Consider the following 16,107-nt stretch of genomic DNA (forward strand, 5'->3'; position numbering starts at 1 on the left):
TCAATTCATCGAGGCCTTAAAGGTTTCCACCGTGTATTTTTCCCGCTTCAGATCACCCTGGTTGTTTCTTTCTCCGGTAGGATACTCGATCGTCACGTAGATATGGAATACTTTGATCAACCCTCCGGTAGCGGAGCCCTGACTGTTTCCGGTTCTCTGGGCGATCAGTTTATTCATTTCGGAATTCCCTCCTCCCAGAAGATCTTCCGGCTTTTTTCCCCCCTTGCCGGCGAGTTTGAGCAAATCTAAATCCTCTTCGTTTACGATCGTAGTATAACGAAATCCTTTATATCCGGGGATATCTCCGGAAGAAACGTCCTTTTGTAGGATACTTGCGGATTCAATCTGAGCCATCTTGATCTTAGCTAAATGGACCGCCTCCGTTTGGAGGGTCGCTAATCTCTTCAGTCGGATTCCGTCTCCGACCGTTCTCAGGACGAAGGCGATCCAACCTGCGGCTATCAATAAGGCGATCGTAATTTCGATCAAAGTGAAGCCCGATCGCTTTCCGCGACGGACGGATTTTCTTTTCCGAGTTTTAAAGAGAGCTAGTACCATAGGTGTCATGTTGTTTGTACCAATCTAGATCTTCCTGGGACACTACCGCTTCTCCCTCTCGAATTTCGGATTTTCCTCCGTATCTTCGAACGATCAATGTCCTCTTTATCTCCGGATCAGGACCCAAATGGATGTAAAAATCTTCGGAGACGGCCAAGGGGGAAAAAGGAATACGGACCTTTCCTTTTACGTACCTGTATCCGCGCGCATCCATGATATCCACTAGGGAGGATGAGGAGGGAAGCTCTTTATCTTCGAAGAGAGGTTTCTCGACCATCCCTTCTTCCCCTCTTTCCACTTCTATAACTTTGTATTTTTCGTCGTCGATATTCAATTCCAGAAAGACGGTCCTTTGGTTCAATTTTGCCCTTCTGTAACAGAAGGTGACCACATTATGCAAAATCGTCGCTTCTTCCTGGGAGCCGGGGGTGAATATTTTTGCGACGGAAGGAAGAACCAGAATCATCAACGTCCCTACTATGAATACGACGATCGCGATTTCGATCAAAGTAAAGCCGCTATTCCTGCCTTTCCTCCTCCCGATCATGGTGGATTATTTTTTCTTGAATTGAGAAGGGTAATCTTCCTCTTTTAGAATGTTGAAGTCGGCGTTTACGCCTTCTCCGCCTTCCTGTCTATCTTTGCCAAGAGTGATGATTTGCATCTCGCCATATTCGTTGAACTTGAGCTTATAAGGAGTCCCCCACGGATCTTTGATGATATCCTTATTGCTGGCCATCGGTCTCCAGTCCTCCGGAACGTCTCCGGTCGTTGGCTTTTCTACGAGGGCCTCCAGACCCTGCTCTTCGCTAGGGTAATTTCCGAATTTTTGCGCGTACCTTTCCAGGTGCATTTGGATTTCGCGACCTTCCTTGCGTAGTTCCATGGAGGCTGTGTCATCTTTGATATCTCCCACGTTGATGCTTGAGATGATGATCGCCATTATCGCCCCTAGAATCGCGACGACGATCGCTAATTCTATGAGAGTAAATCCTCTTCTGCGTTTGTTTCCCGTTTTCAAAGCCGGTCTCCTATCTATCTTAATTTACTATATGCCTTTTAAATTCTGGGTCAAGCTGAACATCGGAACTATGATGGAAGCCATGATGATACCTATCGCAAAACCCATGAAGACGAGCATCAGAGGCTCGATTGCTTGAGTCATCGCCTTCAACGAATTATCGACTTCTGAATCGTAGATTTCGGCCAGCTTGTTCATCATTTCGGGTACCCGATCCGAGACCTCTCCCGCGGACATCATTCCTAAAACCATCTGGGGAAGGATCTCCGAACTTAGGAAAGAGGCGGAAAGTTTTTCCCCTTCCCGGATTCTAGAGGAGGCGTTTCGGATTTCCTCCCCGAAGATGGAATGGTTGACGATCTGCTCCACGATTTGCAGGGATATGATGAGAGGAACCCGGTTGGTAAGTAAGATCCCCAGATTCCTGGCGAAATTGGAAATCAGTACTTTTTTGGAAAGATTACTGATGATCGGTATCCGAAGCACGAATCTTTCCCAGGACAATTTTCCTTCCGGAGTACTCTTGTAATAAAGGAATCCTGCGATACAGAGGAATACGAAAGGAAATAGCAAAAACCACCAATTGGTCACTAGCTTGGAGCTACCGATCACGATCTTCGTGATTAACGGCAAGGGCGCGTCGAACTGAATAAACAGTTGTTCAATCTGGGGGACGACGGTCGTTAGAAGGAAAACGACCACTGCAAGCAGGAGCACGAAAATGATGATGGGATACACGAGAGAAGTGGTGACCTTGGATTTTAATTCCTGGTTTTTTTCCTCCATCTCCGCCAAACGGATAAGAGCGGTTTCGTAATCCCCCGTCCTTTCCCCTACGGAAACCAGGGACGGGTATTGGTTGGGAAAAATATCCGGATGTTTTTTCATCGCCTCGGAAAGGGAACTTCCTTCCGTGATATCCGCTTGCATGGCGACCACGACCTTTCGGAATACTTCGTGATCCGTCTGTTCTACTATGTTCGCCAAGGATTTGTCCAAAGGGATTCCCGCTCCGACTAGGGTTCCCAATTGGCGACAGAACATTCCGATGATTTTGCGGGGAACTCTGTACAGAAACTTTGCCAGGAAAGGAAAGAGTTCCCGATCCTTTCTTTCCGCGTCCTCCGAGATCTGACGCACATAGAGTCCCTTGGACTTTAATTTCGTTCTGGCGGATTGGATATTCGGGGCATCGATGATCCCTTTTTCTTCCTTTCCTTTTCGGTTAAAGGCAGTGTAGGTATATAAGGCCATTCTAATATCGCTTTAGGTCACTCTCAATACTTCGTCTGGAGTCGTGACTCCGTCCAAAACCTTGCGTATTCCGTAATCGCGCATCGTTACGAATCCCTCTTCTTTCGCGATATCGTTGATTTTAGTAGTGTCCAGTCCGGCTAGAATTGCGTTCTTAATCTGGGTATCTATGATCAGAAGTTCGTAAATCCCTGTCCTACCTTTGAATCCGGTTCCCATACAATGATTGCAACCTTCCCCTTTATGCAGAAGACCGTTTTTCAACGATTTCCGGGGAATACCTAAGGATTCGAGTTCCGCTGGAGAAGGTTTGTACGAAGTCTTACATTTCGGACAGATCGTACGTACCAGACGTTGGGCCATGAACCCTAAGACGGTGGAGGTGATCAAATACGGCTCGATTCCCATATCCACGAGTCGTGTTGCCGCGGATGCGGAGTCGTTCGTATGCAAGGTCGAGAATACTAGGTGTCCTGTCAGAGACGCTTGGATGGCTATCCGTGCCGTTTCTTCGTCCCGAATCTCTCCGACCATGATGATGTCCGGGTCCTGTCTTAGGATGGCACGAAGGCCGGTCGCAAAAGTGAGACCGATTTTTTCCTGCATCTGCATTTGGGAAACGCCGTCGATCTGGTATTCCACCGGGTCTTCGCAGGTGATGATGTTTCTTTCTTCCGTATTCAGTTCCGTCAAAGCGGAGTATAAGGTCGTGGATTTACCGGAACCGGTCGGACCGGTCACAAGAATGATTCCGTGAGGTTGGTAGATAAGCGACCGGAGTTCTTTTAACAGATCCGAATAAAAGCCCATGGTCTCGAGGGAATATTTCTGATCCGTCTTGTTCAAGAGACGCATTACGATCCTCTCTCCGAACTGGCACGGAATCGTGGAAACGCGGATATCGATGTCCTTTCCCGCCAATCTGAGTTTGATCCTTCCGTCTTGGGGAAGACGGTTCTCCGCGATATTCAGGTTGGACATGATCTTGATACGGGACGTGATTCCGGCGTGATAGGATTTCGGAGGACTGAGTACATTGTGCAGAATCCCGTCTATCCTGTAACGAACGACTAGACTTTTTTCGTAAGGCTCGACGTGTATATCGGAAGCTCTTTCGTTTACCGCTTGCGAAAGGATGACGTTTACCATCTTGATGATCGGAGCGTCGTCCGACAAATCGATGGTCTCGTTATCGAAACCTTCCGCAAGTTCCGAAAAGCTTCCCTCCATCTCGTTTAGAAGGTCTTTGGCCGCTGCGGAAGTGGTATCGAAATGAGAATGTATGATTCTCATGATTTCTGGCTCGGGCGCGAGCACGAACTCCACCTTAAATTCCCGGAGAGAAAAACGCACGTCGTCCATCGGATGAAGATCGCTCGGATCCGAGATCGCCACTTTCACGGTATGTTTGGAAATTTCGAAAGGGACGAGTCTACTTTTTTGGATGAGTTTCAAAGGGATTTTTTGGTATGCCTCTTCCATCCCTTTGAACTCCAGCTTTTCCTGGAAGTTCATCCTGTACAGACGAGCCATGGCTTTGAGAACGTCCACTTCCCCCGCTATCCCTTTCTTTTGCAGGATATGTCCGAGCGAGAGGTTGTTTTTTTTCTGGAGCTTGAGAGAATCCTCCAGATCCTTCGGGGAGATGATTCCCTCTTCGACGAGTATATCGCCTAGAGTTTTCATTTTCTATTCCCCTCTTTCTTTGATCGTAGTTTCCCGATTCAGGATCTTTTCTCTCTCCAGTTCGTAACGTTCTTGCTGGAGCTTTTTCTTGGCGGTCATCTTGTCCGCAAGTTCCCGATTGTCCAAAATATGTGGAGTAATGAAAACCATTAGATTGGTCTTCTTATTCTGCTCCGTAGTTCTTCGGAATGCCCATCCCAAATAAGGGATATCGCCCAGAAGTGGAATCTTGATCAGCCGTTTCTCCTTATCACTGGAGATTAGACCTCCGATCACGATCGTTTGTCGATTGTCTAATGTGATCGTCGTTTTTATTTCCCTTCTATTGAAGGTTGGGTTTCCTCCGGAAAGCGCGATGGAGGCGATGTTCTTAATTTCCTGGAGTAAGTCCAAAGTGATCTTATTGTTCTTATTTACATGCGGTGTGAATTTCAGTTTGATTCCGGTCGGACGATACTCGTATTGGTCGACTGTGACCGCGTTTGCCCCTCCCAAACCCGCGTTTCTACTTTGGGTACGGACCGGAACGTCCTGCCCGACGTTGATCTCGGCCTCCTGGTTGTCCAAGGTCAGCACTTGCGGTGCCGAAAGAACGTTGAAATTCTCGTTTCCTTGATTCGCACTCAAAATCCCCAAGATCTGCTGGGAGCCTGCTTGGACGAATCCGAGAGAGAAGCCGGAAAGCGTATTCACATTCGGATTCATTCTCCCGCTGGAATTGATGATATTTCCTTCCTTCGCGAGACCGGAGTTGAATTGTCCGTACGGTCCCTGGTTTAGGTAACGCCAATCAATACCGAAATCGTTTTGGTCGTTGGAAGAAAGTTCCACGATCAGAACTTCCAACAGAACCTGCTTTCTGGAAGAATCCAAGATTCGTATGATTTTCCGGATTTCGTTCCATTCCGCTTCGGTAGCCGTGACAATGACAGAATTGGATTCTTTGTGGGAAACCGCCTTGATCTTTTCCACTTTTGCAGGCGGGGGAGGAGGAACTCCCGGCTGGTTGGAAACCGGTGTGGGTTGGTCTCCGACGACGGGGTTGTCCAATTTAATCAGAGTAGCGGCGATTTTTTCGGCCTCGCTATGCTCTAAAGTATAAATATGAATGTCTCCGGCGGAAGACACAGACCCGGGAGTGCCTTCGCTCGCTTTGGCGTCCAATTCGTTTACTAAAATCAATAATTTATTGATGTCGGCTGTGGATCCGGAAAGCACGATGGTATTCGTGTTCCTGTAAACGATGATATCCGTATTCGGGGATGTCAGCCTCTTTAAAACCGGCTCTAGTTCCTCCGGTTTAACGTTCTCTACGGGAATGATTTGGGTGATGATCCGATTGTCGGTCGCTTCCGTCTCCGAAATAGGCTCCTTGCCCACACGGATAAAGGAGGATCTTGCAAGAGCATCCTTCATTTTTACGATCGTAATCAGATCCGCCTCTTCTACGATCGCGAACCCCATAGATTCCAGAACTGCCTTCATAAAAGGGAAGGCGTTTTTAACGGGAATTTCCTTTTGAGAGATGATGGTGATTTTCTTTCCTTTCAGGCTTTCATCCAAAAGGATATTCTTCTTTAGGATGGCGCTCATCCCTTTTAAGAAATCGTTCAGCTCCGTATCTCTCCAATTTGCGAAGAAAGTCCTTTCTTTGGAGTCTTCCGTAGGAGTCGAACGTTTGGTCCCTTTCTTTGTGGATTGGGAATGTATTGTCTCTGTATAAGTCATCAAAAGCAACAGGGTAATCGTTGCCGTCTTTAGATATTTGACTTTTGGATTTAACTTACGCATGCAACCTTCAATTTCGAATGATAAATTCATAGGAGAGCACCTTCCCTCCTCTTTCCACATCTACGGATATTTTTTCGGCATTTTTGACGGAGTTCCAGATCTCCAACATTTTCTCCGTTTCGTTTAAGGGCATTCCGTTTACCCTTCGGACCACGTCTCCACTACGGGCTCCCAGAGCGTAGAAAATATGGTCGTTTCCTATACTATAGATTTTGTATCCGGTGATCGCGTTATTTTCCATAAAAGGACCGAACCTGGCGTTCTTGTATATGGCGGTAGGATCCTTCAATTTTTTATTCACGTCCTGTCTGGAAAGGACTTTCCGGATGGAATCTCCCGAGCTTTTAGCGCCAGGATCCGCAGCGCCTGGGGGACCGCCCGCCAGCTTCGTCCTGGCCTCTCCGGGAGTCTGGCCGATTTCCACTTTTAGGGAGCCTCCCCCTTTTTCCAGTACAACATGAGTCAGGTTGATGGTCTTGATTTTATAACCGCCGACCGTTTCCCCGGTCGCGAATTCCTCTGCGGCCTGCTTTCCTTTTTCCAGAATCGTGACTCTGGCAAAGCTCCAATGCCCGCTGAGAGTCCCCGTAACCCGCATATCTTCCCCTTCTCCGGAATCCGGAGGGGCACCTCCTTCCGCTCCTGCCGCAGCCTCGCCCACCGGAGCGAGACTACCCCGGAACAGGTTTCCGGTCACCATCTCCTCGTAAGAGGACATAGCGATTGTGATCGGAGGAGCCGTCCTACGAACAGGTGCATTAGAAGCTCCCGTCTGGATGTCGGGTGTAAGAAATAATAGGAGCACTCCCCGGAACAGATAAGCCAGGGAAAGGGAAAATAAAATTACGATCGGAATCAGTGCGTAAAAAGTATTTTTCCGTAGCTCGATAAAAAACGCGTTCATGGGTAGTGGTGATTTGAACCTTTCGTACGATTTCGCCCTTTATCGGGTGGAAGGAACGGAACCATACTTTCAAAGTACTTTCTTCGGAGGTTTTAGAGTTTCGCCACTTTTCCTGTCTCCAGGTTAGTGACAATCTTCAAAGTCTTCCTTAGGGCGATCTCCGGGTTGATCCTATTTCCATTCAGAAACACTTCGAAATGAAGGTGGGAACCAGTGGCAGAACCGGTGCGACCTACTCCACCTATGACCGTGCCTGCGCGGACTTTGGTTCCCTGCTCCACGGTTATTTTCGCACAATGTGCATACATAGTTTTGTAGCCGTTGCCATGGTCTACGATCACGCTGTTTCCGTATCCGCCGTTAATACCTGCAAAGGAAACCGTTCCATCCGCGGACGCGAGAATCGGCGCTCCTTGCGGCCCGGCTAAATCGATTCCGGTATGATAACCGCCGCCTCCCGTGTGAAACGGATCCTTTCTCCGTCCGTATCGGGAAGTGACACGCGAATTTACGACCGGAGTCAGAAAAACTCTACGGTGCTCTATTTTTTGTCTGGTGGCATTCGCTACCTTGACCGGAACGTTTAAATTCTGTCCGACCTTAAGAACGGATCCTTTTTGTAATCCGTTCGCTTCCGTGATCCTCGCTGCGGTGGTTTTCAGGCTTTTTGCGATCCGGAATAACGTATCCTTCGGTTTTACGACGTAATTCTTGATGATGACTCCGCTCTGGTGAACGATTCTGGAGGAAATGATCGGATTAATATTGATAAAGGACGGCAATTCTAGATTCGATTTGTCTTTATGATAACTGACTGCGGAATATTTATCTGCCTGCCACTCTTCGGGAGATTGGGAGAACAATTGTTTGATTTTCCTTTCTTCCCGATCGGTAAAAAAGGAGGAGTCTTTGCTTGCGTAATCGTTGATCGCAGAATCGTAATTCTTTAACGGATCCGCCGATAGAGAGGAAGCGACTAGGGCAGAGATCAATGGAAGATAGAGAATCGTCCGGTTCACGTATTTAATATCGGTCCGCCGTACTTCGGTTCTTGAACCGGGGAGATTCGGTCTCCTACTTTTTCTTTTTGTATTCCGTGAGCTCATTGTCGATCAGTTTATCCAAATCTTCTATCTTAATGGATCTTTTTTCGAAATCCTCGTTCACCTGGTAAGCCAATAACCTTCCGATCGCGTGCTCCCGCTTTTGGTCAGCGGGGAAGCATTTGACTTTTATGAGAGAGGGAGTCGATTCTATATATATCCGCACCAACATTCCCTTTTTAAAAGTCTCCGTCGCGGAAACTTTGGTGTCCCGCTTTAAGGCATAGACCTTATCTTGGTAATAAGTATTGATATTGGATAATTTATCCTGTTTGATCAACCGGGAGCCGCACTGGAAGGTCAGCAAAGCCAGTAGAAAAACGAGGATTCGCACCATTTCTGGCATAGGTTACTCGGTTACCGGAAGGGATAAACTAGTTTTTCGAAAAAAAGCGGTCGAATCCGGGTTTCTTGCACCTGTTTGCGCATGCAGGAAAACAGACTGATTCGATTGAAAGGCGCTTCTTTGGACGGGACCCAGGCGTTTCCTGTACAGGTGGAGGTGAACGTAAAACGAGGGATTCCTAGATTTACGATTACCGGTTTGGCGGCCACCTCTATCAAAGAATCTTCGGACAGGATCCGGGTCGCCATCGAAAATAGCGGATTCGAATCTCCTCTCGCAAATGTTTTGGTGCATCTGGGCCCCGCCAGTCGTAAAAAACAGGGCACATATCTGGATTTGCCGATTGCCGTCGGACTTTTGCACCTCACCGGCCAATGCCCGGACCCGGAAACGGGAAAGAATCTCCTCTGGCTCGGGGAACTCGGATTGGATGGGAGCGTAAAACCTGTCCGGGGGATTTTACACATTCTGAGGCAGTTGGAATCCGGATCGTATCGTGCGGTTGTCGTTCCCTGGGAAAATCGGGAGGAAGCTGCGTTACAAACCCGTATTCCTGTGATTTCGATCAAGCATCTCAATCAGCTGGAATCCGTTTTATCGGGAAAGGTTTTGTCGGAGCCCAAAACTTCCGTCCGAATCAAATTCCAACAGCTTCCGGACTCGTTGGAAATCTATCGGGACCAAATGCCGGGTTTGCGAGCCGTTCAGATTTCCGCTGCGGGCTGGCACCACTGCCTACTTTCAGGCCCGCCCGGCGCCGGAAAAAGCATGTTGGCCCGCTTGGGGTATTCGCTTCTACCGCCGCTTAGGGAAAGCGAAGCCCTGGACCTATTATCCTTAAGATCCCTTCAGGAACAGATCGTCGTTCCGGAAGCATCGCGACCCTTTCGGAGTCCTCACCATACGACTTCGGACGTGGCTCTCGTGGGCGGTTCCAGTTCCTTACGCATGGGGGAAGTCACTTTAGCGGGTCATGGAATTCTTTTTTTGGACGAATTGGCCGAGTTTAAACCGAATCATTTGCAGGCCTTGCGGGAACCTATGGAGGAGGGTTATATAACGGTTTCTAGAATCTCGGGTTCGGTCACCTACCCTTCTCCCTTTTTGCTGATCGGAGCCACCAATCCCTGCCCGTGCGGATTCTACCAATCCTCGCATGATGTTTGTATTTGCAAAATTTCGAAAGTTCAATCCTACCAGTCGGCGATTACCGGTCCTTTTTTGGACCGAATCGAAATTTTTCTCCATCTAGGCACCGGAAGTAAACCGAACCGGGAAAGAGTAAAAATAGATCTCGTCCGACTTAGGGAATCGATCCGATCGGCTTCCGAGAGGCAGGAAAAACGACTTCTGGCAGCAACGGGAAAACTCTATAACGGAAGACTTAGAGGAGAGGAAATACTTAGGTGGATCCCTCTTTCCTCCAAATCGGAGGAATTGGTTTCTAAAGCGGTTCGTAAAAGAAGCTTAAGTATTCGGAAAATGCTCCAGTTACGGAAGATCGCCAGAACGATCGCGGATTTAGATGGGAGAAACGAGATTGAGGAGAGGGATTTGGAGGAGGCCCTTGTTTTCCTGAATTCCGGATGGTTTCCGGAAAACAGGGCCGCTGCCTGAACTTAGGTTCTTTCGACGTGTTTGTGTTTGTGGTTATTTGGACAGGAAATGCGAGAGTTCCATAGCGATCTTATCGATCGCAAAATCGATATAACTTTCGTCCTCGATTTTCTTTTTGTAGTCCTCGAATTTCCGCTTTTTGATCGGAATTCCTCGTTTTCTCAGAATGACCGGATCGGGACCGAAAGGATCGGTCTCGGCCAGGTTACCGAGAATTTGGATGCTTTTCATAGTTACTTCCTTGTAACGATTTGAGGTCCTCATCCTTGAGAACCCGCAGACAATTCGAAAATCGACTCGAATGCCGGAAGCCTTAACGATGGTTTTCAGAATAGGTTACGATAAAAATTCAGTTCCCTTTTTTCGTTTAAAAAGGCCAAACAAAAAGAGACAGAACACCCCTTCAAGGAAACGTTCTTGTTCAAATAAGCCTCGGCGACCGCGCGCATCTTTCTTCTTTTTCCTACGGAGAAGACTTCCAACGGATGGGAGAACCCGGTAGAACTCCAGAACTTGACTTCTATAAAGAAAAGGTGTTCCCCCTTTCGGGCGATTATGTCCGCTTCACCGATTCGAATGCGAAAGTTCCGCGTAAGAACGGTGTAGCCTTCCCGTATGAGAAATGAGGTAACGATCTCCTCGCCTAAAATTCCTTTCGCTCGATTTTCCCGGAAACGATTCATATTTGGAACGGTTCCGGAAAGCTCGGGGACGGAATGTTTCAGAACTCGATCGTATCAGTGACTGCCCGTAACGTCCTGCAGGTCCAGAGCCTTAACGATAAAGAGATGGTTCTCCTTCACCAAATCCACAAGAATGAGATGGCGAACGAAAGTTCCGTATTCGTCTTTTAGAATGCGGATACTAGGCCTGAGAGGTTTATCCGGATTGGAGCTAAGCACGATCCCGATCCGCTTGTCGGAAAGTTCCACGCAGGATCCCACCGGGTATAGGGATACGTGATTCAGAAAAGTGCGCACGATTTTTAAATCGAACTTTCCCACGTCCATGCTGATCATGGACTTGATCGCCTCGTGCGGAAGAATCCTTTTGCGATGCGGACGGTTCGTGATCAACGCGGAAAAATTGTCGGCAATCGCATAGATTCTCGCCGCTTCTTCGATGGACGCTCCCGCCAATTTTTGCGGATACCCTTTTCCATCGTATCTTTCGTGGTGCTGGAGAGCTACCACGGCTAGGCTGTTCTTGATCTTAATCCTCTGGGTCAGAATTTGGTATCCGATGATGGTGTGTTTTAGGATCGATTTGTATTCCTCGTCGTTCAGTTGGTCCGTTTTTTCGGAAATGGTCGCCGGAACCTTTGTCATCCCCACGTCTGCGACCAAACAGGAAATAGCAAGGTCCACCATTTTTGGGCGGGAATAATCCAGCAATTTCCCGATGATGAGAGCGTAAAAAGTGGAGTTTGTGATCTGGTTATACAGATAATACCCCGGGTTGTTCATCCCTAAGATCAGATAGGAAAGATTGCTGTGGGTTCTTACGAAGTCCGCCATTGCCTCGGCTTGGTCCCGGATCGGACCGTATTCGAAGGTCTTCTCTTCGGCCGCTTTTCTGTATACGTCCTGAACTACGTTGAACGTGGCTTTGTACAACGAGGAAAATTGGATCTTGATTCGATTCAGGTTGTCGTAGATTCCCTTGAGCGGTAGAAGGTCTTCATCTACGATCGTGCTTAGAATGACGTCCTCTATCTGGGTTTCTAAAAATTCCGGATCCGTATTGATTTGCAAAGGATCCCCGTGAGTAAGCACTTCCGTGATTCCGAACCTCTTCAACCTTTCCAAATCGGAATCCGTGATCGGTGTATTGGAAGTAATAAAAAGGTTTTCCTTGTCCAGATAAACGGGTTTGGTGAATCTCATCCCCGGTTTCAGTTCCGCAACACTTACTTTTTTCATTTTCAATTCCTTAAAACATTTCGCCTGCTTCGTTTTCTCCTAACAAGTATGCGAAAACCGCCGCTACAGCTCTATACAAATTCTCCGGAATTTCCTCTCCTGCCTGGAGAGAATATAAGGACTCCGCTAGAGGCGGATTGGATACGATAGGAATCCGATGATTCTCTGCCACTCGTCGAATGTGATCGGCTAAAAAACCTTCCCCGGTCGCGACGACTTTCGGTGCGGTATCTTGTTTCGGAACGAATTTAAGGGCGATTCCTAGCTTCAAGCGCTCCATTCCCTCCTTTGAAAGGAAGGTTTGTACGAAATTCGAACCTCCCGGAATTTTACTCCGTTTTTCTCCAGAAATTCCCTGAATTTTTTCCGATTTTCCCCCATGTGCAAGTACATTTTAAAGCTACTATAAGTTGCGGTTAAAATCAAGTCCGTAGCGTCCTCCTTTTTCCAATGGAAGCGATAGAGACTCGGCCCACCATTTTTAGACTCGATCCTAAGCACGAAGATTTTCCCTTTTTGGTCCTTCCCTAGATAACCCTCGGCTTGGTCTTCTTCTCCCAATTTCCAGGAAAAAAAGGGAGTTTCCCCTTTCCAATCCAAGAATGGAAAATACGTCTTTAGAAAAGAAAGGATTCCCTCCTGAGACTGGGGCCCGTCTTCTTGTCTCAGCAGTTTTTCCAATGTGGCAAGAACGCCCGTTTTGGAGAGCGGGATCGGCTCTTCGATTTCTCCCCCTTCCGTTAGTCGCCTTTCTAGTATTTTCCACTTAGTACCTTGTTGGGTTAAAAACCTTTCCAGTTTCAGTTCTTCCCCTTCGATTAAAGGCGTTTCGGTTCTGATTTCCCTGTTTTGTCCTTCCCAAAATAGAACAGCCTTTCCTTCCCGGCTTCCCTCCCTGACCCAAACACGAAAGAAAGGCGCTTCCTTGGATTCTCCATCGAACGCTTCCGGATGGGAAATCAGCCGCACGAATCCGATCGAATCCATGTTTTTGACTGGATCGGCTTCCGGTCCTTTCACGTTCGGTGTTCTGGGAAATTCTTTCGGATAAAATGGAATTGGCGGGATCGGACTCATTGGAATTTTTTCGTGAAGGACAAACGATGGATTCTACAGAGACCCAAGGCTCGGATCGCTTTTTCGTGATTTGCGCTTCCGTAACCCTTATGGGAATCGAAACCGTACCCTGGAAATTTGGAAGCGATTCCTCTCATCCAGCGATCCCTGGCAACCTTTGCGATAATGGAAGCCGCAGCTATACTTGCGATCCGGGAATCCCCTTTCGTATAATAGTGTGACCTATTCCGAAGAAAGTTGGATTCGACATATTTGGAAAAATTGTAATTTCCGTCTATGAGCAGGAACGGTTCCCCCCTTTCTTTTGTGATCGGAGAACGGAGCGCTAACCTGTAACATTTAGCGATTCCTTCCAGTACTGCACGATTGATTCCGAAACGGTCGATGTAGGAATGGGAAACGAAAGTGTGACAACGAATGGGAGCGATTTCCAGGATTTCGGAATAGAGTCTTTCCCTCTTGGATTCCGAGAGTTTCTTGGAATCGTCTAACCCTGGTAAAAGAGCGCCCTTTAGAATCGAATCGAATTGTTGGGGAAAAAAGGAAACGAGAGCGATAGAGAGAGGTCCTGCGTAAGGGCCCCGACCGGCTTCATCTATCCCGCAAGGGATTCCTTGCGGGTAAAAACGGGATTCTTCGGGTTCGAAGTTTCCCGCGGGCAATTCTTATTCGGAAGCAGGAGTCGCAGCGGAAGCTGCTGCAGCTTCTTCCGCAGCCTGACGCTTTTTATCTTCTGCAACCAGAATTTTACCGCCTTTCAGTTCGCGGATACGAGCGGATTTCCCTGAGCGTTCCCGTAGGAAGAACAATTTAGAACGACGAACTCGACCTTTCCGAATCAATTCGATCTTCGCGATTCTGGGAGAATACAGTGGGAAAACCCTTTCCACACCTACATCATAGGAGATCCTACGAACCGTGAAAGATTTTCCGTTTCCGCCGTTTGAGATGGAAATGACTACTCCTTCGTATACCTGAATGCGCTCTTTTCCGGATTCTTGGATTTTATAATGTACCTTAACGGTGTCCCCGACGTTGAAATTCAGGGTGCGATTTTGATCCGTGGGCAATCCGCCTTTCAGAAGTTCTTTCATAGATTCCTCGTTTTCTCGGGGTCGATTCTTTTTCTATTCTTCTCACGCCAGGATTCTATCGCAGCGTGATTTCCGCTCAGCAAAACTTCCGGAACTTTCCATCCGTTGTACTCGGAGGGTTTCGTGTATTGAGGATACTCCAATACGTTTTGATCGTTATGCGACTCGTCTTCCAGGCTTTCTTGGTCGCCCATGAATCCGGGCAAAAGCCTGGACACGGCGTCCGCGATACAAAGGCTGGCCAAATCTCCGGCTGAAATTACATAATTTCCAAGGGATAGCTCTATGTCAACAAGATGTTCGGAAACTCGATGGTCGATGCCTTCGTAATATCCGGAGATCAGAGTGATCGGACCTTTTCGTTTGGCTAGACGAACTGCGACCTCTTGTGTGAAAGGAATTCCGGAAGGCGTCGGAACAATCACCAGCCCTTTTTGTTCCCCCAGAGATTGCAATGCCAAATGCACCGGTTCCACTTTTAATAACATTCCTGGCCCACCCCCATAAGGGGTGTCGTCCACCTTGAAATGTTTGTTATTGGAGTAATCCCGTAAGTGAACGGTATGAACGGAAAAGATCCCGGCTCGGATCGCTTTTTCCTGCAGGCCTTCGGCAAAATAGGACTGAATCTTAGAAGGGAATAGCGTGATGAAATTAAACTTCATTCCAAACCTCCGGATTCCTAAGTACGATCCTCTTTTCCGACAAGCGTATTTCGCCTACATAGATTTCCAGAAATGGAATAAGAATTTCCTCTTGATCCGATTCTTGAGCTTGAAATACCAATATCGGATGGGCAGGATTTTCCATAAGATCTACGAGAGTCCAACCTAGATCTTCTCCATTTTCCCGGATTCCCTTCAACCCTTTCAGTTCAAAAAGATAGAATTCTCCTTCTTTGCTAGGCGGAAAATGGCTGGGATCGACAAATAGATCCCCCCCTGTCAATTTCGCTGAGTCTTCGGGTGTAGAATAACCCTGGAACAAAAGATGGATTTTACCGGAATGAACCTTTGCTTCGAGTAAGACCAGATCCATATCCGGTTTTCCTCGGAACTTGAGTTTGACTGAAAGAGGGAGTTGGAGAGAAGGAACCGAACTATCCTGTGCTACCAGCCGGACCAAACCTTTCAATCCGAAAGGTTTGCCCAGCTTTCCGACAAGAATCCGGTCGTCAGTCAATAATTTCTAAGGAGATATTTTTGCCGGCCTTCACCGAGGCTGCCGTAAGGATCGCACGGAGAGACTTTGCGATTCTTCCGTTTTTACCGATCACTTTTCCCACGTCTTTGGGAGAAACCCGTAACTCCAGAACGGTTTGTTCTTCGCCTTCTATTTCCGTTACGGAAATCTCTTCCGGATGGTCCACTAGAGAAGTAACGATATAACGGACTAATTCTTCCATTATTTCTTAGCGGCTTGTTTGTATTCCGCCCAGATTCCCTCGTTTTTAATGAGGTTCAGAACGGTCCCGGTAGGTTGGGCGCCTTTTCTAAGCCAGTCTAAAACTTTTGCCTTGTCTAACGTGGTCTGTTCCTTGATTTCGGCAGGGTGATAATGTCCGAGAATATCGATGAACTTTCCGTCACGCGGAGAACGACTGTCTGCGGCCACGACCCGGTAGTGCGGGTTGTTTTTGGCTCCGGTTCTTTGTAGTCTAATCTTAACCAAAGTAAAAATCCTTCGTTTGGATAGGAAGGCGAGCCGAAATCCGGTCCGCCTCAATAAGCCATT

General features: G+C 47.7%; 21 protein-coding genes. 1 reads left to right on the forward strand and 20 read right to left on the reverse strand.

The window, feature by feature from the left end; translation table 11 throughout:
• From EHO60_RS13960 to EHO60_RS14000, 9 genes are all read right to left on the reverse strand, one after another.
• Entirely contained in the window at positions 1-558 is a 558-nt protein-coding gene (locus EHO60_RS13960; protein ID WP_135768925.1) for a type IV pilus modification PilV family protein, read from the reverse strand.
• Positions 539-1,105: a type II secretion system protein gene (locus tag EHO60_RS13965; protein ID WP_135768830.1), complete on the reverse strand. Its 567-nt coding sequence runs from the start codon at positions 1,103-1,105 to the stop codon at positions 539-541. The genes EHO60_RS13960 and EHO60_RS13965 overlap by 20 nt, the downstream gene beginning before the upstream one ends.
• Before the next feature lie 6 nt (positions 1,106-1,111).
• Positions 1,112-1,579, reverse strand: a complete 468-nt coding sequence (gene gspG / locus EHO60_RS13970) for a type II secretion system major pseudopilin GspG (RefSeq protein ID WP_135768831.1) — start codon at positions 1,577-1,579, stop codon at positions 1,112-1,114.
• Between the two features lie 27 nt (positions 1,580-1,606).
• Positions 1,607-2,833 (reverse strand): type II secretion system F family protein, encoded by a 1,227-nt coding sequence (locus EHO60_RS13975; RefSeq protein WP_135768832.1) that lies wholly within the window; start codon positions 2,831-2,833, stop codon positions 1,607-1,609.
• Positions 2,834-2,845: 12 nt separating this feature from the next.
• A complete protein-coding gene (gene gspE, locus EHO60_RS13980) occupies positions 2,846-4,519 on the reverse strand; it encodes a type II secretion system ATPase GspE (protein WP_135768833.1) in 1,674 nt (557 codons plus the stop codon).
• Positions 4,520-4,522: 3 nt separating this feature from the next.
• Complete coding sequence (gene gspD / locus EHO60_RS13985; protein WP_135768926.1) at positions 4,523-6,310, reverse strand: type II secretion system secretin GspD; 1,788 nt, start codon at positions 6,308-6,310, stop codon at positions 4,523-4,525.
• 7 nt (positions 6,311-6,317) lie between these two features.
• The gene (locus tag EHO60_RS13990) at positions 6,318-7,214 is read right to left on the reverse strand and encodes a general secretion pathway protein GspC (protein ID WP_135768834.1); all 897 of its coding nucleotides are present in this window, start codon (positions 7,212-7,214) and stop codon (positions 6,318-6,320) included.
• 92 nt (positions 7,215-7,306) lie between these two features.
• Positions 7,307-8,320: a M23 family metallopeptidase gene (locus EHO60_RS13995; RefSeq protein ID WP_167880232.1), complete on the reverse strand. Its 1,014-nt coding sequence runs from the start codon at positions 8,318-8,320 to the stop codon at positions 7,307-7,309.
• The gene (locus EHO60_RS14000; RefSeq protein ID WP_210409376.1) at positions 8,289-8,654 is read right to left on the reverse strand and encodes a type II secretion system-associated lipoprotein; all 366 of its coding nucleotides are present in this window, start codon (positions 8,652-8,654) and stop codon (positions 8,289-8,291) included. The genes EHO60_RS13995 and EHO60_RS14000 overlap by 32 nt, the downstream gene beginning before the upstream one ends.
• 90 nt (positions 8,655-8,744) lie before the next feature.
• On the opposite strand from EHO60_RS14000, the gene EHO60_RS14005 reads away from it, so the two are divergent.
• A complete protein-coding gene (locus EHO60_RS14005; protein ID WP_135768837.1) occupies positions 8,745-10,280 on the forward strand; it encodes a YifB family Mg chelatase-like AAA ATPase in 1,536 nt (511 codons plus the stop codon).
• 33 nt (positions 10,281-10,313) lie between these two features.
• Here the strand turns inward: EHO60_RS14005 and EHO60_RS14010 are convergent, their stop codons facing one another.
• The 11 genes from EHO60_RS14010 to rpsP all read right to left on the reverse strand — a co-directional run bounded on the left by EHO60_RS14010 (position 10,314) and on the right by rpsP (position 16,044).
• Positions 10,314-10,511, reverse strand: a complete 198-nt coding sequence (locus EHO60_RS14010; protein ID WP_135768838.1) for a hypothetical protein — start codon at positions 10,509-10,511, stop codon at positions 10,314-10,316.
• Between the two features lie 95 nt (positions 10,512-10,606).
• A complete protein-coding gene (locus tag EHO60_RS14015; RefSeq protein WP_135768839.1) occupies positions 10,607-10,963 on the reverse strand; it encodes a YraN family protein in 357 nt (118 codons plus the stop codon).
• Between the two features lie 54 nt (positions 10,964-11,017).
• Positions 11,018-12,202 (reverse strand): HD-GYP domain-containing protein, encoded by a 1,185-nt coding sequence (locus tag EHO60_RS14020; RefSeq protein WP_135768840.1) that lies wholly within the window; start codon positions 12,200-12,202, stop codon positions 11,018-11,020.
• 10 nt (positions 12,203-12,212) lie between these two features.
• Positions 12,213-12,482 (reverse strand): EscU/YscU/HrcU family type III secretion system export apparatus switch protein, encoded by a 270-nt coding sequence (locus EHO60_RS14025; RefSeq protein WP_135768841.1) that lies wholly within the window; start codon positions 12,480-12,482, stop codon positions 12,213-12,215.
• A complete protein-coding gene (locus tag EHO60_RS14030; protein ID WP_135768842.1) occupies positions 12,470-13,279 on the reverse strand; it encodes a hypothetical protein in 810 nt (269 codons plus the stop codon). Before EHO60_RS14030 ends, EHO60_RS14025 begins: the two co-directional genes overlap by 13 nt.
• A complete protein-coding gene (locus tag EHO60_RS14035; RefSeq protein ID WP_135768843.1) occupies positions 13,276-13,941 on the reverse strand; it encodes a ribonuclease HII in 666 nt (221 codons plus the stop codon). The genes EHO60_RS14030 and EHO60_RS14035 overlap by 4 nt, the downstream gene beginning before the upstream one ends.
• A gap of 3 nt (positions 13,942-13,944) precedes the next feature.
• On the reverse strand, positions 13,945-14,373 hold the full coding sequence (gene rplS, locus EHO60_RS14040) for a 50S ribosomal protein L19 (protein WP_135768844.1): 429 nt from the start codon (positions 14,371-14,373) through the stop codon (positions 13,945-13,947).
• A complete protein-coding gene (gene trmD, locus EHO60_RS14045) occupies positions 14,370-15,038 on the reverse strand; it encodes a tRNA (guanosine(37)-N1)-methyltransferase TrmD (protein ID WP_135768845.1) in 669 nt (222 codons plus the stop codon). Before trmD ends, rplS begins: the two co-directional genes overlap by 4 nt.
• Positions 15,028-15,555, reverse strand: coding sequence for a ribosome maturation factor RimM (rimM, locus tag EHO60_RS14050; RefSeq protein WP_135768846.1), 528 nt, complete (start codon positions 15,553-15,555; stop codon positions 15,028-15,030). The genes trmD and rimM overlap by 11 nt, the downstream gene beginning before the upstream one ends.
• The gene (locus EHO60_RS14055; RefSeq protein WP_135768847.1) at positions 15,548-15,778 is read right to left on the reverse strand and encodes a KH domain-containing protein; all 231 of its coding nucleotides are present in this window, start codon (positions 15,776-15,778) and stop codon (positions 15,548-15,550) included. Before EHO60_RS14055 ends, rimM begins: the two co-directional genes overlap by 8 nt.
• A complete protein-coding gene (gene rpsP, locus EHO60_RS14060; RefSeq protein WP_135768848.1) occupies positions 15,778-16,044 on the reverse strand; it encodes a 30S ribosomal protein S16 in 267 nt (88 codons plus the stop codon). Before rpsP ends, EHO60_RS14055 begins: the two co-directional genes overlap by 1 nt.
• Positions 16,045-16,107: the final 63 nt, after the last annotated feature.

It is taken from the genome of Leptospira fletcheri, assembly GCF_004769195.1.
GTDB classification, from domain to species: domain Bacteria; phylum Spirochaetota; class Leptospiria; order Leptospirales; family Leptospiraceae; genus Leptospira_B; species Leptospira_B fletcheri.